At 56.2% G+C, this 20,509-nt stretch carries 17 protein-coding genes and 4 pseudogenes; 7 read left to right on the top strand and 14 right to left on the bottom strand.

Going from position 1 to position 20,509, the window contains the following annotated elements; genetic code table 11:
• Nucleotides 1–9: 9 nt before the first annotated feature.
• Both N4A58_RS07030 and N4A58_RS07025 read left to right on the top strand, forming a co-directional pair.
• Entirely contained in the window at nt 10–930 is a 921-nt protein-coding gene (locus N4A58_RS07030) for an endonuclease/exonuclease/phosphatase family protein (RefSeq protein ID WP_293708528.1), read from the top strand.
• Nucleotides 931–1,092: 162 nt separating this feature from the next.
• Nucleotides 1,093–1,235, top strand: a pseudogene (locus N4A58_RS07025) (IS256 family transposase); the annotation flags it as partial.
• 49 nt (nt 1,236–1,284) lie between these two features.
• Here the strand turns inward: N4A58_RS07025 and N4A58_RS07020 are convergent.
• Genes N4A58_RS07020 through phnG form a run of 8 tightly spaced genes read right to left on the bottom strand, consistent with a single transcriptional unit; the run spans nt 1,285 to nt 7,435 of the window.
• Nucleotides 1,285–2,424, bottom strand: a complete 1,140-nt coding sequence (locus tag N4A58_RS07020; RefSeq protein ID WP_293708527.1) for an alpha-D-ribose 1-methylphosphonate 5-triphosphate diphosphatase — start codon at nt 2,422–2,424, stop codon at nt 1,285–1,287.
• An 8-nt stretch (nt 2,425–2,432) separates the two neighbouring features.
• A complete protein-coding gene (gene phnN, locus N4A58_RS07015) occupies nt 2,433–3,002 on the bottom strand; it encodes a phosphonate metabolism protein/1,5-bisphosphokinase (PRPP-forming) PhnN (RefSeq protein WP_293708526.1) in 570 nt (189 codons plus the stop codon).
• Nucleotides 3,002–3,685, bottom strand: coding sequence for a phosphonate C-P lyase system protein PhnL (gene phnL, locus N4A58_RS07010; protein ID WP_293708525.1), 684 nt, complete (start codon nt 3,683–3,685; stop codon nt 3,002–3,004). Before phnL ends, phnN begins: the two co-directional genes overlap by 1 nt.
• Before the next feature lies 1 nt (nt 3,686).
• Complete coding sequence (phnK, locus tag N4A58_RS07005) at nt 3,687–4,457, bottom strand: phosphonate C-P lyase system protein PhnK (protein ID WP_293708524.1); 771 nt, start codon at nt 4,455–4,457, stop codon at nt 3,687–3,689.
• Nucleotides 4,454–5,326, bottom strand: coding sequence for an alpha-D-ribose 1-methylphosphonate 5-phosphate C-P-lyase PhnJ (locus tag N4A58_RS07000; RefSeq protein WP_293708523.1), 873 nt, complete (start codon nt 5,324–5,326; stop codon nt 4,454–4,456). Before N4A58_RS07000 ends, phnK begins: the two co-directional genes overlap by 4 nt.
• Nucleotides 5,323–6,411: a carbon-phosphorus lyase complex subunit PhnI gene (locus tag N4A58_RS06995; RefSeq protein ID WP_293708522.1), complete on the bottom strand. Its 1,089-nt coding sequence runs from the start codon at nt 6,409–6,411 to the stop codon at nt 5,323–5,325. Before N4A58_RS06995 ends, N4A58_RS07000 begins: the two co-directional genes overlap by 4 nt.
• Nucleotides 6,411–6,980, bottom strand: a complete 570-nt coding sequence (phnH, locus tag N4A58_RS06990) for a phosphonate C-P lyase system protein PhnH (protein ID WP_293708521.1) — start codon at nt 6,978–6,980, stop codon at nt 6,411–6,413. The genes N4A58_RS06995 and phnH overlap by 1 nt, the downstream gene beginning before the upstream one ends.
• Nucleotides 6,980–7,435, bottom strand: coding sequence for a phosphonate C-P lyase system protein PhnG (gene phnG, locus N4A58_RS06985; RefSeq protein WP_293708520.1), 456 nt, complete (start codon nt 7,433–7,435; stop codon nt 6,980–6,982). The genes phnH and phnG overlap by 1 nt, the downstream gene beginning before the upstream one ends.
• A gap of 91 nt (nt 7,436–7,526) precedes the next feature.
• On the opposite strand from phnG, the gene phnF reads away from it, so the two are divergent.
• Nucleotides 7,527–8,237 carry a phosphonate metabolism transcriptional regulator PhnF gene (gene phnF, locus N4A58_RS06980; RefSeq protein WP_293708519.1) on the top strand — a complete coding sequence of 237 codons (711 nt, stop codon included), beginning with the start codon at nt 7,527–7,529 and terminating at the stop codon, nt 8,235–8,237.
• On the opposite strand, the gene N4A58_RS06975 is transcribed toward phnF, so the two are convergent.
• The 6 genes from N4A58_RS06975 to N4A58_RS06950 all read right to left on the bottom strand — a co-directional run bounded on the left by N4A58_RS06975 (nt 8,234) and on the right by N4A58_RS06950 (nt 15,056).
• On the bottom strand, nt 8,234–8,845 hold the full coding sequence (locus tag N4A58_RS06975; protein WP_293708518.1) for a DapH/DapD/GlmU-related protein: 612 nt from the start codon (nt 8,843–8,845) through the stop codon (nt 8,234–8,236). The two genes, phnF and N4A58_RS06975, sit on opposite strands and share 4 nt — an antisense overlap.
• Nucleotides 8,845–10,164: a phosphonate ABC transporter, permease protein PhnE gene (gene phnE / locus N4A58_RS06970; RefSeq protein ID WP_293708517.1), complete on the bottom strand. Its 1,320-nt coding sequence runs from the start codon at nt 10,162–10,164 to the stop codon at nt 8,845–8,847. The genes N4A58_RS06975 and phnE (N4A58_RS06970) overlap by 1 nt, the downstream gene beginning before the upstream one ends.
• The gene (gene phnE, locus N4A58_RS06965; protein WP_293708516.1) at nt 10,164–11,015 is read right to left on the bottom strand and encodes a phosphonate ABC transporter, permease protein PhnE; all 852 of its coding nucleotides are present in this window, start codon (nt 11,013–11,015) and stop codon (nt 10,164–10,166) included. The genes phnE (N4A58_RS06970) and phnE (N4A58_RS06965) overlap by 1 nt, the downstream gene beginning before the upstream one ends.
• 70 nt (nt 11,016–11,085) lie before the next feature.
• A complete protein-coding gene (phnD, locus tag N4A58_RS06960) occupies nt 11,086–11,991 on the bottom strand; it encodes a phosphonate ABC transporter substrate-binding protein (protein ID WP_092465394.1) in 906 nt (301 codons plus the stop codon).
• Nucleotides 11,992–12,057: 66 nt separating this feature from the next.
• Nucleotides 12,058–12,882 carry a phosphonate ABC transporter ATP-binding protein gene (gene phnC / locus N4A58_RS06955; protein WP_293708515.1) on the bottom strand — a complete coding sequence of 275 codons (825 nt, stop codon included), beginning with the start codon at nt 12,880–12,882 and terminating at the stop codon, nt 12,058–12,060.
• 734 nt (nt 12,883–13,616) lie between these two features.
• Nucleotides 13,617–15,056: a methyl-accepting chemotaxis protein gene (locus N4A58_RS06950; protein ID WP_293708514.1), complete on the bottom strand. Its 1,440-nt coding sequence runs from the start codon at nt 15,054–15,056 to the stop codon at nt 13,617–13,619.
• Between the two features lie 304 nt (nt 15,057–15,360).
• On the opposite strand from N4A58_RS06950, the pseudogene N4A58_RS06945 reads away from it, so the two are divergent.
• The 4 genes and pseudogenes from N4A58_RS06945 to N4A58_RS06930 all read left to right on the top strand — a co-directional run.
• Nucleotides 15,361–15,690, top strand: a pseudogene (locus N4A58_RS06945) (transposase); the annotation flags it as partial.
• Nucleotides 15,691–16,482: 792 nt separating this feature from the next.
• Complete coding sequence (locus N4A58_RS06940; protein ID WP_293708513.1) at nt 16,483–19,992, top strand: M10 family metallopeptidase C-terminal domain-containing protein; 3,510 nt, start codon at nt 16,483–16,485, stop codon at nt 19,990–19,992.
• A gap of 62 nt (nt 19,993–20,054) precedes the next feature.
• Nucleotides 20,055–20,231 (top strand): annotated as a pseudogene (locus N4A58_RS06935) (transposase); the annotation flags it as partial.
• 86 nt (nt 20,232–20,317) lie between these two features.
• A pseudogene (locus tag N4A58_RS06930) lies at nt 20,318–20,509 on the top strand (IS110 family transposase); the annotation flags it as partial.

Here is a 20,509-nt window from a genome sequence, read left to right as displayed (position 1 = left end):
GGGAATTCGGTGGCCTACGTCAAACTAGTATCCAAAGCCCTTGCAGGCTTCCTGGCCTTGCTTGCATTGCTCGCCTGTTCCCAGATTTACCGCAACTCGGGCACAGACCCCCTGCCACCCGAGGATGAAAAAGCTCTGCGCGTAGCCACTTACAACGTCCACTACATCTCGGTACGGCGCGAGACAGGGCCATGGTCGCTCGCAGACTGGCACCGGCGCAAAGCACCTTTGGACGAGGCGTTCAAATATATTGCAGCTGACTTGGTGGCCTTTCAAGAAATGGAGAGCCATTCTGGTCCTGAGGAAACCCAAGGAAATCTGACGCTGGATTACCTGCTCGCCAACAATCCGAAGGCTACTGCCGCAGCCTCTGGCGACCCCGCGATTTTTCCCAATACCCAGCCTTTTCTCTATCGCAGGGACCGGCTCCGCATGACCGATCAAGGCTGGTTCTTCTTCTCTGACACGCCCGAAACACTGTATTCGCGGACCTTCAATGGGTCTTATCCGGCCTACGCGACGTGGGCCGCATTTGAGGATCGCGAAGCAGGCGCTGAGTTTCGCGCCGTGAACATCCACACTGATTTTTCCAGTCGCAGCAACAGGCTACAGTCAGTCGCACTTGTGGCCGAACGCATCAGGCCTTGGGTTGCAGCCGGGGAAACGATCCTCGTTATGGGGGATTTGAATGCGCGTCTCGGCGACACGACGCTCCAGATTTTAGAGGCCGAGGGCGTCACGTTTGCCCCAGTCGAAGGCGCAACCTATCACTTTAACCGAGGCCTCAACCTTTTCGGCGCGATCGACCATATAGGTTGGATCGGCGATGTACAGACAGCGAGCCAACCAACTGTGATTAGGCAGCAATTCTTAGGAGAATGGCCAACCGATCATTACCCCCATTTGATCGATTTACGTTTCGACCAATAAACCACTCAGAGACGCACCAATTTTGATTGGGAGATGCCACCCAGGCCGCCGGTAACGGTGACGTCCACAGAAGTCGTGTCGCTCAGGTGGTCATCGGGTTTCTTGGTAGGGTCGGGGTTCAACACTCACCTAAACCAAGGACGACACTCAATGAACTAGCCCATGATGGACCTCTGCGCTTGTGGAAAAGAGCAATGATGCAGATTTATTGCGGGAGATGATCGGCTTAGCCGCCGATGGTGTAGGTGATTGGCGTCAAGACCGTCGCTGAATACGGTGAGAAGAGCGCTGACCGGATGGCCCGGTCAGCGGGCCTGAATTGGGCGTTAAGACACCCCCCGCAAGCTGCTATTGCTAGCCGACTTGTCGACCATGACTCCAGACTCCGCGTATTACTGGCGTGTCATCGAGCACGTGAATTCGAACAATATCGCCATGCAGGCCTTCTGCAATCCGTCCACGATCCGTTAGGCCAACAGACTGTGCAGGCGTCTTGGTGACTGTGGCAATTGCACGTGGTAGATCGCCCCATAATTGCGAAAGCAAGAAGGCCGAGGTCATCAGCGCCGAGGGCACGTAGTCCGAGGACACAATATCCAGCAGGTCTTTCTCGGCCAACTCTTGCGCGGCCACGTTGCCTGAGTGAGAGCCGCCCCGGATTAGGTTAGGTGCTCCCATCATCACAGCAATGTTACGTTCGTGGCAGGCAGTTGCGGCTTCGACCGTGGTGGGGAACTCGGCGACCCTGACGCCATAGCCAGCAGACACGGCGACATGATCTGTTGTCGTGTCATCATGCGAAGCTAGGACCGCGCCATATCGCTTGGCTTCGGCGACAGCCACAGCCTCGTGGTGGTCACCAAAATCGGCGCGCAAACTCCGCAAATGGGCGACGTGTTCGTCAAAATCGGCGTCTGTCATCGCGTGCTTTTTTTGAACGTAATCTTGCAGCTTGGAAAGGTCACGAAACTGGCGCTGGCCAGGTGTGTGGTCCATGAGCGAAACTAGGCCGACACGGTCTTTAGGACCAAAGAGCGCCATCTCGGCCTCGAGTGTTTCAGAGCAGACTTCGGCTCGCAAATGCAGAAAGTGACTGATCCTAAGTGCGCCAGAGCTGCGCAACTCCATAAGTTCTGTGGTCACCTTGCGTGCGTATTCGTTGTAGCGGCTCTTGCCGGATAGAATTGAACCCACACGCATTGCATCAAATACCGTTGTAATACCGACAGATGCCAACTCGCCATCGTGAGCCAAAATAGCAGCGGCGTGAGGCCAGTCGACCTTGGGACGGGGCTCCATGTGCCGTTCCAGATTGTCGGTATGCAACTCTATCAGTCCAGGGATCAACAAATCGCCGGCGCAGTCGATAGCGCCTGAAATCCTAGAGGATCCTTGATCGACCCCGTGAATGCGTCCGTCGCGCAGGGTAACGGAGCCGGTAATGACCTCGTCGTCCAGAACGATGCGGGCATTCGTAAAAATAGTGTCGGTCATGTTGGTCCTCATAACAGATTCCCCGATGTGGGGCAGGTGGATGCCTCTTGGCCAATGAGCGTAACAAGCTGATGAACGGCATCCTCAAGGGCGCTATTGTTCTCGATCCGGTGCACGGGCAAGCAATTCGGCACGGAAAGATCTGCGCGGTGCAGGCGACTTAGGATGTCCTCTTTGGTTTCGCGGCCACGGGCCGTCAGGCGTTCTGCCAGCACTTCTGGTTCGGCGGTAATTAGGATGACCTGTAGCTCTGGAAATTGGGAATGCGCATTGGCGAGCGCTGCCCGAGAGCCGTTAAAAATCACCGTACGTCCCGCCGCCAAATCGTTTTTTATGGATGCCGGAATGCCATAGGATAATCCGTGGGCCACCCAATGAATAACAAAGGCACCTGCGCGCAGGCGATTGTCGAATTCCTCTTGGGTGACGCCCTCGAAGTCTTCGCCGCCTGCGGTCGAGGGGCGCGTTATCACTCGCTTGGTCACCACCAGATCTGGGCAGCGGGCGCGAACTGCCTCAATCAAAGTGTCTTTACCTGCGCCCGAAGGCCCCACGATGGCAAACAGCCGCCCCGCCATTACACGGCCCACTTCGGGGTAAAGGTTGAAACGTCGATCTCACGGTCGGCGACACGGTCACGCGCGGGCGCGTCGTGAAAAATACCGACGATCGCGGCGCCCCCTGTCTTGGCTTCTTCGATCAGGGAAAGAACCGTTTCGCGATTTGTCGCGTCGAGTGATGCTGTCGGTTCATCCAAAAGCAACGCCGGGTAGTTGTGGGCGAAGCCGCGCGCGATGTTGACGCGCTGCTGCTCGCCGCCGGAAAAGGTCGTCGGCGACAGCCACCATAGGTTTTCCGGGATATTCAGGCGGCTCAGCAAGTGACGGGCGCGGGCATAAGCGGCGTCCTCATCCACGCCGACCGCACGCAAGGGTTCGGCGACCACATCAAGTGTGGCCACGCGGGGCACCACCCTCAGAAACTGACTGACATATCCCAACGTGTTCCGGCGCAGGTCCAGAATCTCGCGCGGCTCGGCGATGGCGACGTCTAAATCGCCTACCATGATGCGCCCGCTTGCGGCCAGATAGTTGCCGTAGATCATGCGCATCAGAGTAGACTTGCCCGCTCCTGAATTGCCGACTAGGGCCACGCACTCGCCAGCCGCAACGGTGAAGTTTGCGTTCTCCATCACGCGGATGACGGCGCTGCCTTGGTTGTGCAGAGTGAACGTCTTGGAAAGGTTTTCAACGCAGATCATGTCACACCTGTAGAACCGAAGAGACCAGAAGCTGGGTGTAGGCGTGCTGTGGATCGTCCAGCACTTGGTCGGTCAGGCCGGTTTCGACCACCTGACCGGATTTCATCACCATGAGTCGGTCGGCCAGCAGGCGCACAACCGCGAGATCATGGGTCACGATGATCGCGGACAGGCCCATTTCGCGCACCAAACCGCGAAGCAGGTCCAGCAGACGCGCTTGGACAGAGACATCAAGGCCACCTGTCGGTTCGTCCATGAACACCAGTCGCGGACCAGTGACCAAGTTGCGCGCGATCTGCAAACGCTGCTGCATCCCGCCCGAGAACTGGCGCGGGCGGTCGTCGATGCGGTCGGCGGCGATCTCGACCCTTCCCAGCCAATCGATGGCTTGTTCGCGGATGTCGCCGTAGTTCCGTGCACCCACGGCCATCAGCCGCTCACCCACGTTACCGCCTGCCGAGACCGACATACGTAGACCGTCGCGGGCGTTCTGGTGAACAAAGGCCCAATCGGTGCGCCCTAGCATACGGCGCTCGGGTTCGGACATGGTGACCGTGTCCTGCATCCCGTTTGCGCGGGTGTCGAACAGGACCTTGCCCGCGTCGGGGGCCAAGTGCCCCGCCAGACAGTTTAAAAGAGTGGACTTGCCAGAGCCGGATTCGCCCACGATCCCCATGACTTCACCGGGATAGAGGTCGAAATTCACGCCCTCGCAGCCGACGCGCGCGCCGTAGTATTTCGCCACGTTCTGGACGGACAAAAGCGGGGTCATTGGGCAGCCTCCAGTTCGGGGGACAGGCGGCCTCGGTGGCCCTCGGCCTGCCGCTCGCCACAGTAATCAGTGTCAGAGCAAACGAACATCCGCCCACCCGCGTCGTCGATGATCACCTCGTCCAGATAGGTGTGCTCGGCCCCGCAAAGATCGCAGGGGTAATTGGCCTTGGACGCTTCGAAGGGGTAGTCTTCGAAATCTAGCGAGACGACCTGACTGTAGGGCGGGATCGCATAGATGCGCTGTTCGCGGCCTGCGCCGTACAGTTGGATCGCGGCCATTTCGAGCTTTGGATTGTCAAATTTCGGGATGGGCGAGGGGTCCATGACATAGCGGCCCTCGACTTGCACCGGATAAGCATAGGCTGTGGCGATGTTGCCGTGCTGCGCGATGTCTTCGTAAAGCTTAACGTGCATCAGGCCATATTCTTCTAGCGCGTGCATCTTGCGGGTCTCGGTCTCACGAGGCTCCAGAAACCGCAGTGGCTCGGGGATCGGCACCTGATAAACAAGGATCTGATCCTCGGTCAGAGGCTCTTCGGGGATGCGGTGGCGGGTCTGGATGACGGTCGCTTCGCGGGTCTTTTCCGTGGTTGCCACGCCTGCGGTGTTTTCAAAGAATTTGCGGATCGAGACAGCGTTCGTGGTGTCATCCGCGCCTTGGTCGATCACTTTCATCGTGTCCTCGGGCACCAGACACGCGGCCGAGACTTGCACCCCGCCTGTGCCCCAGCCATAGGGCATGGGCATTTCGCGGCTTGCAAAGGGCACCTGATATCCGGGGATCGCGATACCCTTTAGAATCGCGCGGCGGATCATGCGTTTCGTCTGTTCGTCCAGATAGGCAAAGTTATAGGCTGGGTCGCTCATTCTGCCGCCTCCTTCAGGGTGCTGGCCTGCGCTTCGCTGCGGATTTTGCGGACCAGTTCCAATTCGGACTGGAAGTCCACGTAATGCGGCAGCTTGATGTGTTCGAGGAAACCTGTGGCCTGAATGTTGTCCGCGTGGCTGAGGACGAATTCTTCGTCCTGCGCGGGGGCACCAAGGTTGTCTTCACCAAGCTCCTCCCACCGCAGGGCGCGGTCGACGAGTGCCATGGAAATCGCTTTGCGCTCTGTCTGGCCAAAGACAAGGCCATAACCGCGGGTGAACTGCGGCGGTTCGGTTTTGGAGCCGTGGAACTGGTTGACGGTTTCGCATTCCGTCAGGGTGATTTCGCCGATCTCGACCGCAAAGCCAAGTTCGGGGATGTCCATTTCGACAGCAACTTTACCGATGCGCAATTCGCCCACAAAGGGGTGGTTGCGCCCGTAGCCGCGCTGGGTCGAATAGGCCATGCCAAGGACAAAGCCCTCGTCGCCACGTGTCAGGGCTTGCAGCCTCAGAGGGCGACCGGCGGGGTATTCCATCGGCTCGCGGGTCATGTCGCGCGGGGTTTCATCGCTAGGCGCTTCGGTCTGGATCAGCCCGTCGCGTTTCAGGAATTCCGTGATGCGGGGCATGTCGCCCTGTAGCGGGTCAGCGCTCGCGGCTTCTGGCGTTTCGCCATCGGCAGCGAGTTTGAAGTCCAAGAGGCGGTGGGTGTAGTCGAAGGTCGGGCCAAGAACCTGCCCGCCAGGCGCGTCCTTGAACGTGGCGGAGATGCGTCTGTCACAGGCCATTTTGTCCGTTTCAACGGGCCGCGAGTGGCCAAGGCGCGGCAGGGTGGTGCGGTAGGCTCGGATCAGAAAGATCGCCTCGATCAGATCGCCGCGCGCCTGTTTGATCGCGAGCGCGGCGAGGTCGGGATCATAGAGCGAGCCTTCGGCCATCACGCGGTTTACGGCGAGCGTCATCTGGCTTTTGATCTGGTCCACCGACAGTTCAGGAACGTCGGTCGGACCGCGCCGTTCCTCGGCCAGCCAGTCATGTGCATTGTCGATGGCGCGTTCGCCACCCTTTACGGCCACATACATCAGTGCGCCTCCACTTTGGTCGAGCGCGGTAGGGCCGCGATACGGGTGCCTGCGGTAAAGTAGCAATCCACGCCCATGGGAAAGAGCATTCGGTTCTGCTGGAACACGGCGATTTCGGGCAGGGACAGCTGTGCGGTTGTCTGAATGCCGGGGCCAGTGAGTGTCGCGCCTGTGTTAGACAGTGCATCCATTTCCACGATCAAGGTGGTCGACCGGTCGGGGTATTCCGGCGTGCCAATGGGGAAATCGGTGATCGGGGTCAGAGAGCCCCACGTGCCGACAGCGAACATCGCCTGATCACGGGCGCAGATGGGCGCGCCAATGTGAAAGGCGATCCACTGACGGATCGCATCGGTGTCGTGGCCGCCCGCCAAATGGATTGGTGTTTCTCCATCGCACAGAGTGAGCAAGGTGGTCGCGGCTGCGGCGGACAGGGGCGCTGGGCCCGTGCCGCCAGTGATCTCTTCGATGGTGCCGGGGCGGGCGAGGGCGTTCATCAGGCTGCGAAACGCTCTGGCGGATTGCTGGGGCGCTTCGGTGAAGCCTCCGGTCAGGGTGTCTTGGGTCATCAATCCTCTCCGCGAACCATGGTGAAAAACTCGACCTTTGTGGCGGCGGCTTTGGCAGCGCGAGCGGTTTTGGCGGTCGCGGCCTCTTCGGTCAGTGGGTCTAGAACGTTGGCCTGCACCTCGTCTGAGCGGGCGGTTTGCATCAGCGCATCCACCAGTGCGGCGCGTGTCGCGTGGTCCTTGTTGCGGCCTTGGACATAGGCATGACCGACCTCGCCCGTGGGCAGGGTCAAGGCGCAGCGGGTCACCGACATTTCCCCAAGGTTAAAGGGCGCGCCAGTGCCGCCCATGCGGCCGCGCACCATGACAGCGCCAACCTCGGGCGTGCGGAGCCATGTGTGTGCGGGCACATCAGCCAGCGCAGAAAAGAGTGCCGCCAAACGGCTGGGCTCGGACTTGGCCAAGAGGCTCATGCGGCTTTGGCGGGCCGCTTGGGCAGGATCGAGGTTTGACATTAGACAGACTCTGAAGTTATCTATACAACTATACAAATCATACCGACTGGCCACTCATACTGGCAAGTCTCTGTTTGTGAAGTTTTGGTGAATGACCCGCTCAACCGTCTGGAATTCCATCGCTGCAACCCTTGGCCAAGAGATCGCGGCAGGCCACTATCCCGAAGGAACCAAGCTGCCGACCGAGGCGGAACTGTCCGCCCGTTTCGGGGTGAACCGTCACACTGTACGCCGCGCCCTGACCGATATGGCCGAGCGCGGCTTGGTCCGGTCGCGGCGCGGCTCTGGCGTCTATGTCGAGACGGCGCCGACCGATTATCCGCTGGGACGCCGCGTGCGGTTTCACCAGAATATCCGCGCCTCTGGCCGGACGCCGACGCGCAAAATGCTGCGGCTGGAGCAACGCCCCTGCGACGCCACCGAAGCCGAGGCGCTGGACCTGTCCCCCACCGACCCGGTGTTGGTCTGCGAGGGATTGTCTCTGTCCAGCCATACGCCAGTGGCGCAGTTCGTCAGTGTTTTTCCGATCACCCGTCTGGAGGGCCTGCAAGAGGCGCTGGCAGAAATACCGTCGGTTACCGAGGCCCTACGCCGAATTGGGGTGCAGGACTACGTGCGCCGCGACACGCGAGTTACCGCAGAGCTTGCGGATGCGGGCCAAGCCGCCTTGCTAGGGATCCGCGAGGGCGCGCCGATTTTGCGGACCGTGGGGCTGAACACCACACTCGACGGGGTGCCGATCGAGCGTGGGATCACTTGCTTTGTCGGCGATCGCGTGGCGCTGACGCTGGCGAACGATTAGGCGTATTTCTCGAGGAAAGCTTCGATCGGCAAGCTGCGGAAATCGGGCAGCCGTTCGCGCAGCGCCTCATGCGGCCAGTCCCACCATGCCAGTTCCATCAGGCGTTCGGAGATTGGTGTTTCGAACCGCCTGCGGATCGGTGTCGCGGGTAGTCCGGCGACGATGGTGTAGGGGGCGACATCCTTGGTCACCACCGCGCCTGCGGCGACGACCGCGCCGTGCCCGATAATCACCTCTGGCTTGATCACCGCGTTGTGGCCGATCCACGTGTCGTGCCCGATATGAGCGAGGCGCGAGTGACGATGATCAAAGAATGCCTCGTCTCGTTCAGCATCCTCCCAGTAATCGTCAGACCGATAGAGAAAGTGGTGCAGCGAAGCCTGCGCCATCGGGTGATCGGTCGGCCCGATCCGGCTGAAGGCCGCGATATTGGCGAACTTACCGATCCGCGCGTTGGCAATATCGGCGTAGCGGTCGCAATAGCTGTAGTCGCCAAAAACAGCATTGTTCAGACGGCTGCCTTTGCCGATCTCGACATAGGTGCCAAAGCTGGAGCCTGTGATCTCGCAATCAGGGTGGATAAAGGGCTCAGGTCCAAGACGCGGCATCACTCGCCCTTGATCAGCTTGTTGCGTAGCCAGCTCGACACCGTGTCCATCAGCATGACCATCAGCACAACGAGGATTATGTAGTAAGTGACCTCTTCCCAGTCTTTCTGGGTCAGCATGGCTTGGGTGAGTAGCAGGCCAATGCCGCCACCGGTGATCGCGCCGATGATGGTGGCGCTGCGGGTGTTGGATTCAAAGAAGTACAAGACTTGAGACAGGAACACAGGTGTGACCTGCGGGATGACCCCAAAGCGGTAAGTGTGCGTCTTCGCTGCGCCTGTCGAGGCGACGCCTTCGATCTGCTTGCTGTCCACGTTTTCCAGTGTTTCCGAGAACATTTTGCCGAACGATCCTGTGTCGGTCAGCAGGATCGCCAGCGCCCCGGTCATGGGGCCAGGCCCAAAGGCGCGGGCCAGAATGATGGTCCAGATCAGGCCATCAATCCCACGGAACAGGTCGAACACACGGCGCAGCGCAAACCGCACGGCCATCAGCGGGGCAAAGTTCTTGGCCGCGAGGAAGGCAAGAGGCAGGGAGACAACTGCTGCACCAAAGGTCCCTAGAAAAGCCATGAGGATGGTTTCAAAAATCGCCCAAGCCACCATGTTGTGGTGCCACATGGGATTGTACCAGAAATCATGCCACGCGCCCCCAAGGTTGCTCTGACCATCTACGATCCGGTCGCCGAACAGGATCTGGAACAGGCTGTGACCGTGGTAGGGGCTGTCGAGGGTGAACCAGAACAACTCCCAACCGACAAAGTAGTTGAACGCCTCGGTCTTGTTCCGGGTCAGGGATACGCGGCCCTCATCGGTGGTGATTTGCAGCCGCGAACGAGACGACGAAATCCAGTCAGGTAGCTCGCCAGTCAGGTTGCTCTCGATACTGCGGCCGACCATGGCTGCCTCGATCACGCCATAGCTGGGGATATCAAAGCGCAGCGCGTTGTTCGGCAAGAAGGTGACGATCTGGCCGCCGCCAAGGTCGATGCGAGTGGTTTGACCGTTTAGGTCAACCCAATCCGGCGCGGAACCCGTGTCATAGGTGCCTTTGCGCTCGCCCTCGATCGCGACGGTGACCTCGCCATTTCGATTGTCACGGGTGACGTGGGTTTTGTAGCTGTAGGTGTCCGACATCAGCGTCTGTGCGTTGTCCCAACGGGCACGTTCAGCCAGCCCGAGGATGTCGAAGGCAAAGAAGACATAGGCCAGATAGGCCAGAACGACCGCCGGTAGGGCAAAGGACATCAGCTTCTTGCGCTGGAACATCCGGCCCGCATCGGCATAGAGGGTTTCGCGCGAAAGGACATCGGTGGACATCAGTGGCCCCCTTCGGAAATCAGGCGGTTGCGGACGTGGCTGGACAGCTGGTCAAAGGCAACGATGGTCAGGAACAGCAGGATAAAGATCGCAGCGGCCTCGTCGTATTTGCCTTGGCCCCAAGACATGGCGTTCTTCAGCTCGTACCCGATGCCGCCCGCACCAACGAAGCCTAGGATTGCCGAGGCGCGCACGTTGATCTCAAATCGCAGCAAAGCGTAGCTGAAGTAGTTGGGCGCGACCTGCGGGATCACGCCAAGCCACATGCGCTGGCCCCACTTGGCGCCGACGCTAGCAAGGCCTTCGACAGGCTTGAGGTCTGCGTTTTCGTTCACTTCGGAGAACAGCTTGCCCAACGCGCCGCTGGTGTGGAACGCAATGGCGATCATGGCCGGCACCGGACCGCCGCCAAGGACAAAGATGAGCATCAGGGCGATCACAATTTCAGGGATGGCGCGCAACAGGTCCATGATCCGGCGAAACACAGGGATCATCGCAGGCCAGCGCGCCAGCCCGCGCGTGGCCAACAATGACAGCACCGTACCAAGGATCGCGCCCACGAGCGTCGACACTGCGGCGATGTTGATCGTTTCCATGAGCGCAGGGAAATAGGTGACCAAGTGGCCAGGCACTTCGGCCAGATGCTTGGCGGTGTCTTCCCAGACCGCAGCAGGGAAGTCGAAGATGTTGGGCAGCCCGTTCCAGAACCCACCCGCGTTACGGTCATTTGCCAGTCCGAACCCGCTGATCATCAGCAAGGCAAAGATGCCAAGGGTCAGGCCGCCATACAGGCGCTTGCGGCGGACCAGCGCCACGTAGTGGCTGCGGGTGTCCGTTGAGAGATAGGTCATGGCGAGGGGCTCCGGTACAGGCGACAAAGGCCCCGCCGCAGGGGACGGGGCCTTTGAAAGGTTTAAGGGCTTAGTTCGATTTCGCTTCGCGTGCGGCGATGATCGACAGGTAGTTGTCGTGGCTGATGGGGCGGAAGCCCAGGCTGTCACCTGCCGCGATGTTGTAGGTGCACTCGGGATCCATCTCGTACATGCCCTGAACCAGAGCGGTCATCTTGGCCTTGACCTCTTCGGGCAGGTCCTTGCGGAGGACGACGGGGCCTTCGGGGATCTCTTTCGAGCGCCAGATTTCGGTCAGCTCGTTCATGTCGATCAAGCCAGCGTCCACAGCTTTGCGCAGAGCGCCAGAGTTGTAACCGTCTTCCCATGCGCCCTGACCGTCGGCCCAGGTGACGCCGCCGTCCACGTCGCCATTGTTCACTGCAACGATGGTCTGCTCGTGGCCACCTGTGAAGGTAACCTCTTTGAAGTAATCACCCGACTCCATGGTGATGCCCTCTTTGTACTGGGGGATCTCGATCGAAGGGATCAGGAAGCCCGAGGTCGAGTTCGGATCGCCGAAGCCAAAAGTCTTGCCTTCCATATCGTCCAGCGAAGTGATGCCGCTGTCCTTGCGGGCGAAGCCAATCGAGTAATAGCCGATCGAGCCGTCCATGTTAACTTTGACCAGCACAGGCTCGACCGCTTCGGGGTCCTGCAGGTAGGTCGCGGCGTAGCCCGACGCCCCCAGCCATGCCATATCGATGGTTCCACCCAGCAGGCCTTGGATTACGCCGTTATAGTCGGCAGGGGCGAATAGCTTGGCTTCGACGCCAAGGGTTTCTTCGGTGTAGTTTTTCAGGCACTCATGGTTGTTCAGACGGTCCTGCGCGTTTTCACCGCCAAGGATGCCGATGTTGAACTGGGTGATGTCCTGAGCAGCCGCAGCGCCGGTAAGCGCGGTGGTGGCCAGTACGGCAGCGATCAAAGTTTTCATCGTGGTCTCTCCAACTGTTGATACCCGTCTATTTCCTGACGGGCTGATGAAACTTGGGAAAAGGGGTTAGACCGTGACCTTGGCCATCAGCTTCTCGGCTTCGGCCGAGTGGACATGGTCACGGATTTCGGTCGAGGTCGCGGCCTCGGAAAAGCCCGCGCCTGCGCCATAGATGTCGCGGGCTACGCCGGTGGTCAGTTGTTCAGGTGTGCCGTCGAACACCATGCGCCCATCGCGCATCCCGATGATACGGTCGCAATAGCGGCGTGCGGTGTCGAGCGTGTGCAGGTTCGCTATGACCATGCGCCCGTCTTCTTCGTGGATGCGGCGCAGGGCCTCCATCACGGTCTGCGCATTCATCGGATCGAGCGAAGCAATGGGTTCATCCGCCAGAATGATCTTGGGGTCTTGCATCAGGGCGCGAGCAATGGCTACGCGTTGCTGCTGACCGCCGGACAAGGCCTCGGCGCGTTTGGCTGCGTGTTCGGCAATGCCAAGGCGTTCCAAGAGGTCGATCGCTTTGTGGATTTCATCTTGGGTGAACAGGTTGAACATGGTCGACAGGGTCGAGCGCTTGCCCAATGTCCCGTGCAACACGTTCGACACCACATCCATGCGGGGCACCAGATTGAACTGCTGAAAGATCATCGCGCAATCGGACTGCCATTCACGGCGGGCGCGGCCCTTCAGGTCCAGCACGTTGGTGCCTTGGAACATCAGCGCGCCAGAGGATGCGTCAGTTAGCCGGTTCACCATGCGCAGGAGTGTGGACTTGCCCGCGCCGGACCGACCTATGATGCCGATCATGCGCGGTTGATCTACTGTGAAAGACACCGCATCAACCGCGGTGTTGTTACCAAACTTCTTTGTCAGCGCCTTGACTTCTAGCATAGCTGTCCCCGTATTTTGAGGAGGCTAATCGCCGATCGACGTGTCAGTTTCTGAACAGAATTGTAAATTTTTCTTTACGGATCAAAATCTGTTTTTTCGCGGTTCTGCTTACTTAAAGCTAATGTCCAAAGGTTAATTGACTTAAATAAGCTTCTCGTGATGCCCTTGTACGGTTCGAATGTGGTTCTGCAGACACTCCTGATGGCGATCTGGCGCCGAAAATCCCGCGATACGGTCCTGTTTCATTCGAATAGTCATATAATTGGTGCCAGTTCTCGGGTGGTTTGACACAAATACCGATCAACCATTCGCTGGTTTGGTGCCGCATGGCTTCTCGGTGTGATCTGGCTCTGTTTCCGATCGACCTGACACGTGTCTTTCCCTGGACCTGTCGATCACCCGGGAACGCCTTGCGGCGAGCTTGCCTCAAAGGTGCGTCGTGACCCAAGAAGGGCCAGACCATCCGGTCTCATGACTGTCCTGTCCCTGCATTCCTTGAGACGATGCTTGTTATCTGGGCGCCGGAAAGGATCACCAAATGGCCGAAAGCAGGGAGCGAGGCATAAATTAATATATCTTGATCCCAGCCGAACAGTCGATCGCGCCAGTCTGTTGCCCAAGCGGCCCACATAGCGGAATGCGCCACGCCCAAAGGCTTCGCGAACGCTTATCGCCGCAGCAAAAGGGCGCGCGCCCTCGCAAGCACTACGAAAATTGCGTTCGCTTTGTCGGCTTTACCAGCGTACCCCCGCCCCAGAATAGCCTGCCATGGTGGGCTGCACGCGGAATTGACCGATCTGCGCGGAGAGCTGGGTAGAGCGCTGTTTCATTGTGTCAGCGCCTTTGGTGGTGCTTTCAACCATGTCAAGGTTTTGCTGGGTCGTCAGGCCAAGCTCGCGTAGGGCAACGTTGATCAGCTCGATCCGGCTCGCCTGTGCGGTCGCATTGGACGAAATTTCTTGGATCAGACCATCAATCTCGGACACTTTCTCGGCGGTCATGGCGAGGCTGTTGTTGGTTTTACCAAGCAGCATTTCGCCGCTTTCCACATGCTTCTCGCTGGTTTCCAGAACATCGCGGATGGTTTTGGCTGCATCGGCAGATCGCGCGGCAAGGGCGCGGACCTCTTGAGCGACAACGCTGAACCCGCGCCCTGCATCGCCTGCGCGGGCGGCTTCAATGCTGGCGTTCAGCGCCAAGAGGTTGGTTTGCATGGCGATATTGTCGATCACCGAGATCGCCTGACTGATGGATTTGAAGCTATCGACGATGCGGCCCATGGCATCGCGGGCGCTGCTCATTTCTTCGGTCGAGCCAGTGACGAGCGTGCGGGCCTCGTTCGCGCCGCTGCGCGCTTGGCCTGCGAATTCAGAATTGCTTTGGACGTTATTGTTGATCTCTTCCATCGAGGTCGCCGTCTCTTGCAACGTGCGTGATTGCACTTCAGTCCGCTCTGCCAGCGACTTCACCGCTTGCGAAAACTCGCCAGCGTTGGCGTCTACAGCCGCTGCAGTTTCAGCCACAGCAGTCAGCGCCTGAGACATGGCTTTCGTGGCTTCTTGGTAGTGCTTTTTGGCGTCCGCGATTTTGTCCGGCACATCAGTCAGCTGATAAGTCAGGTCACCATTGGCCAGTGCTTGCAGCGCCTCGCCAAGTTTGGCCATCGCCAAGGCATCCGAGGCGCTCTCGGCTTCGCGCTGGCGATCAAACTCTGCCCGCTGTTTCTCGGCATCGTTGATGAGCTTTTCAAAGAATTGCTCCATCGCCACACCCACATCCACGAAAACCGCGCAAAGCAATGTCTGGAGCTTGTTAGCCCTGTCTTCAGCCGTAAGCTCTTTGTCGTCCGCCGCAGCCACGAGGCTTTTGACCAAGCCGCCAGTGTAGAATGCATAGCCCCACAGGTAAGAGCGATAGTCGACGCTCTCTGCGATGTTACGAGCGATCACACGCTGATCGGTCAAATACTCTTGCGAGAAGTTGCCGGTGATGATGCGCTCGAACTTCGTGCGCTCTTGGTCGAACAGACCAGGCGGCAGTTCTGTCCAATCCGGAAAGACGCTCTGATACGCCCCAAGGAGCGTCTCAGGCAGTTTGCCGATGATCAGGTCGTGCACCTGATGGCCCTGTGCGACCTGCTCGGGCGAAAACTGAGGAATGTTGGCGTCGATCATGAAAACTGCTCCAGCGCGTGTAATGAATTGTAGGTTTTACTGACGGCATAAATCGCGATGTCTGTAGTCGCGCTATCGAATGAACCGCGTTGCTGCGCGATTGGATTGGTCCATTATGCGGTCGATGGAGCGTAGCGCAGATGTTCGGGTGAACAGTCACACAGGTGTGCGTTCAAATTCGGCAGACGTTGTTCCACGGCCCCACTCGGACATTTAACAAATGTCTGACGTCAGCGCCAATGGGACTATTCCGGTTAATTCGATAAGAGAGAGTTTCTGGTACATCACAACCACCAAGAAGTGGATAAGAGACAGTAACCCGGAACCAAGCAGACCCTGGGGAGGAAATCGACAGAACATCCGCCGAGCGACACGCAAACAGTATTCGGCAGAAGAGAGGATCAAAATCGTGCTGGACGGCCTGCAAGACGAGGACAGCATTTCGGAGCTGTGCCGACGAGAAGGCATTGCACAGAGTCTGTACTACAGTTGGTCCAAGGAGTTCCTCGAAGCTGGCAAGAAACGACTCTCCGGTGCCACGGCGCGTGCGGCAACATCCACCGAAGTGAAAGATCTTCGCCGTGAGGCCCGCGATCTGAAGGAAGTCGTGGCCGAGCAGGCGTTGGAACGTAGGCACGGGCATAACGGCATGCCGTCGCCAATCGATTTCGAGCGGCGGCACGAGCTGAACAACAAAGGCGTCTAAAAAACGCGGGGCTATTCAACTTCGGGCGCCGACAGACAATCTTGAAACGCTGAAAAAGGATCAAACGAGAGGCCATCGAAACCTAGCGCTTGCTTCACCACAAACTCGCCGCATAGTCCGACCAAACAGATGAGTCAGACCCTTTCCTAAATCAGATAGACAGCTGTCCCATAAAACTGTGACGACGGACAGAGCAAGAGATTTTCCACCGCTCGAATTGTCGACAAAAATAAGATGCAAATCTACTTCCAAAGTTGAGCGTGGCCGGAGCGTATTTTGTCCACGACAATTATATATCTGATATCTATCAATTATTTAAGGATGCAAACACCATACTCAGGAAAACACTCCCCCTTAACAGCCTTCTCGATTAAATTTCTGAGCGTCTCTACCCCCCCTCACACGCCAAAACACATCCAGATAACAATGATGGTGTTTGGGGGTTTCCCGAACCGTTGAAAGTATAAAAGTGCGATGCCACGAAAAACTCCTAGTGGATCTAAGGTTGACCAGATAGGCGGGAACGGGATCCCTCCGGGTGGCTTCGCGTATAAGAACATGAATATGCCATTAATATTATTCCCTGCGGGTTCACTTTAAATCAGCACCAAGCACACGATCGATATCAGGCGCTACACACAAGATATATTATAGAACACTTCGAATCAGATAATCTATAGAGGGTCTTAGTTAGAGGTTTTGAAAATGCGTCGCGGATCTATGGACGACTTTGTTTACTATCTGCGTCATCAGTACTGGGATGATGCGTGGACGGATCTCGGAGATGACCACTGGCGCAAATTTAATTTTTCAAGCTCTGGTGATCATTCTAAAAACAACCACTTAAACGTTCACTTTGATGAAGACGATAATATTTCATCCGAAATGAAGAGTATTGTCAAAGACGCTTTTAAGTATGTTGCCGATATTCTTAATATTACAGTCTCATTTCGCGTCGCAGACGGCGACGAAGGAGACGTAAATATTCACAAAGAAGATTGGGTTGATGCAATTGTGGGAACGGAATTCGCGCATGCAGAAGCTGACCTCGGATGGTTTGGAAGCGCTGGATATTATCAAGTCAATCCAAAGATACTATTTGATGAAGAAGCTTTCTCTCTGAGCGATCCTGTACTAAGAAACGATTATGTAAAGGTGTTTATACATGAACTAACACATCTTCTGGGCTTGGGTCATCTAGGAGATTATAATGGTGAATTAGAACTCGAAGACCGTAGATTTACCAATGACAGCGTTGGATGGTCTATAATGTCGTATGTCAATCCTGGAGAGGGACCATATAGTCGTTTCGAATTCTCGGGCTTTCCAGCAACATTTCGCGAAGCAGATCTGCGCGCACTCAAAATTCACTACGATATTGAGTTCTCAGCAGAAGAAGATAACACAATCTGGGGCTTCGATGGTAATGTTTCGCACAGTTATATCAACGAAATTTTTTCAGTCCAGGTGGATTCATCATACGACGAAACTGGCTCTTACAGAGTCCCAGCTCTCACAGTAGTTGACACGGGCGGGACAGACACACTCAATCTGGTTTCTTCACTCAGAGATTTTGATGCCTACAACGTTAGAAACATCGTCGACCTAAATCCAAATAGTTACTCGAGCATCCTATCGGGCAAGAACAATCTCTACATCTTTGACGATTCAATTATTGAAAATGTCAAAACAGGCTCTGGGCACGATGACATATTTGGGAACCGTTACGCAAATTCTATTGAAACTGGCTTAGGTCACGACTTCGTAGAAGCGGGCGCGGGTCACGATACTATTGATGCTGGTGAAGGCGTCGACCGCGTTTGGGGAGAGGCAGGAAATGACAAAATTTGGGTTGGCGATGGCGGCTTCTTCGACGGAGGAGCTGGAAGAGACAAGCTAATAGTTAGTGAAATTAACGGTTCCAATTACACTCTTCGTGGAGGGGCTGGTTCAGACACTCTAGAATTTGACGACCTCACGGAAACTGCGGGATTTTCTTTAAATACTGACACGCATCAGCTTGAAGCGCTCGCGACAGGCAAGTTCCTTACACTGGATTATGAAGAATTCGAACAGATTAAAGGATCTGATTTTGATGACAAATTTGTCATGAGCGCTGATCCTTTGAACAATTTCACCAGAGTCCACGGCATGCGCGGAAACGATGAAATGATTGTTGATATGGGAGATATTATTATTACCGGCGGCATTGGAGACGATGTCTTCAAGCTTCTATCAAATGATGCAGTGGTTCGTGGAGGTAGTGACAATGATTTTTTTGAGGTCAATAGTGCGCTTTCAACCCTTAATGGCCAGCGTGGACAAGACCACATCCATTTCGTTAACTTTGGCCATAGCGATGTGACGGTTGATGCCGCAGCCAAACTTTACTCTTATGATATCCGCCTCAGTGATTTGTCGACAGATAATTCGGGACAATTATCTAACTTTGAAGTCGCGAGTGTTGAACTGGATCTCTCGTTGACGTTTAGCGGCAGAAATATCGGCGAAACTGTGACAGGCGGAAATCAGGCTGATTATTTGTCAGGTCTGGGTGGCAATGACATTCTCTACGGTGGAAATGACAAGGATAGGCTGTTCGGCGGGCCCGGATCTGACACTTTATTTGGTGAGCGCGGCTCCGACACTCTGAATGGGAATAGTGGTGCTGATCGGCTTGAAGGCGGATACAGTTCCGACTACCTGTATGGCGGCGCCGGAGACGATACCATTATTGCTGGAGAGGGCGAAGATTGGATCGAAACCCATGCAGGCAACGATAGTGTAGAGGCCGGAGAAGGCAATGACACGGTAATAGCTGGCAGCGGCGTTGAGCGCATCTTGGGAGAGGGCGGGAATGATCTCTTCGTCGTGAAAACGGGTGAAAAGATCATTAATGGCGGAGAGGAATCTGACACCCTGAAATTTCTGGGAAAGGTTGATCGTGAGGTCGACTTAGACATTACAAAATATGACGATGAGCTTCGACTGACGGTTTCTTTTGTCAATATTGAGAATGTTGAGACTCAAGGTGGAAGTGATAGCGTTACGGGCAATGGGGACGACAATTACCTGAACGCTAGAGGTGGTAGCGACACTTTAAACGGCCGCTCTGGGAACGATACCCTGGAGGGCGGTAAGGGGTACGACTCGGCGATTTTCATCTCCGGTACGGATATGTACGTCAACCTAGATTCTGGTACCTCTGAAGGTGAAGGAACCGATACCCTCATCAGTATTGAAAATGTGGTTACAGGCGCTGGAGATGACGTCATCAATGGGAGCGACGTGGGTAATGTTCTCGAGGCAGGTGATGGTGCAGATAAACTAGTCTCTCAAGGTGGTGATGATCTTCTATACTCCGGAGGCGATGACGACCAACTCGTTGCGGGAAATGGTAACGACCGCGTGTATGGCGGAGATGGTTTTGATTTGCTGAGCTTTGATGAGGGGGTGATAGATGTGACCTTTTCACTTGCGGATGAGCGCGCACAGGAAACGAACATTGGGAGCGTTTACGCAGAGCAAGTGGAGGCCGTGGCAGGTACGGTCGGCAATGACCATATCTCAGGGAATACGCAGGACAACTTTTTGAAAGGTGCAGATGGCAACGACACTCTGTCGGGAGGTGCTGGGTCTGATACTGTTTATGGTGACGAGGGTGCAGACACATTCATTGCGTTCGTGGGCGATGGCGATGACCAGTACTTTGGCGGAAGCGGAAGTGATTGGTTGGATTTTAGCAATGCGGCATTGGGCGTTCGAGTGAATTTGACGCGCTCCATCCAGTCAATTGGGAGTTATGGTAATGATCAGTTCGATAGCATTGAAAACATCATTGGTGGAACTGATGATGATACCCTGATCGGAAATAGCGATAAAAATATCCTAAATGGAGGCAAGGGGGATGACTATCTTGATGGAGGCCTCAAGGCAGATACGCTGATTGGTGGATTAGGCATCGATACCATATTTGGAGCTGAAGGGGCCGACACACTTGAGGGTGGCGCAGGAGAAGACATATTTGTTTTCAAAGCAGGCAACGGGAAAGATCTAATTGTCGATTTCTCCATAGAAGAGGGAGATATCGTCCGGATTTCTGGGGCTGAGTTTTTAGAATTTGCAGAAGTCGATGGCTATATGTCTATAATATACTCAGAAAACGGCTTGATTGGATTTAAGAACATATCAGACATATCCGATATATCATCGTCGATTGAACTTATCTAGGGTCAGGACCCATTGATTTGGTTGGTCGCGCATGATTCACCGTTTGAAAACGAGCGGTGAGCATGTCTGATCTTTTCTGGTTGAGTGATGCGCAAATGGCGCGTCTGGAGCCTTACTTCCCAAAGTCACATGGAAGGCCCCGGGTCGACGACCGGCGGGTCCTGAGCGGCATTATCTTCATCAATCGCAACGGTTTGCGCTGGCGTGACGCCCCAAAAGAGTATGGCCCGCATAAGACATGGTGTGATTGCGGCGGTCGCTCTCCGTGGGCGAACGAGGTCCGGTATGTTGGCCTCATGGATATAAGCCGTGAGGAGAACGACCTATGGAATACTATGTCGGTTTGGATGTGTCGCTGAAAGAGATTTCGATCTGTGTTGTAGACAGGGATGGCAAGACTGTAGCGCGTGGCGTCTGTCCCGCTGATCCCGAGGGCGTCGCGGGCTGGTTTCGCAACCGCGAACTTACGCCCCGACGGATAGTGCATGAAAGCGGAATGCTATCGATTTGGTTGCAG

It is taken from the genome of Donghicola sp. (assembly GCF_025210255.1).
Lineage (GTDB): Bacteria > Pseudomonadota > Alphaproteobacteria > Rhodobacterales > Rhodobacteraceae > Donghicola > Donghicola eburneus.
This window is presented reverse-complemented; position numbering and strand designations above follow the sequence as displayed.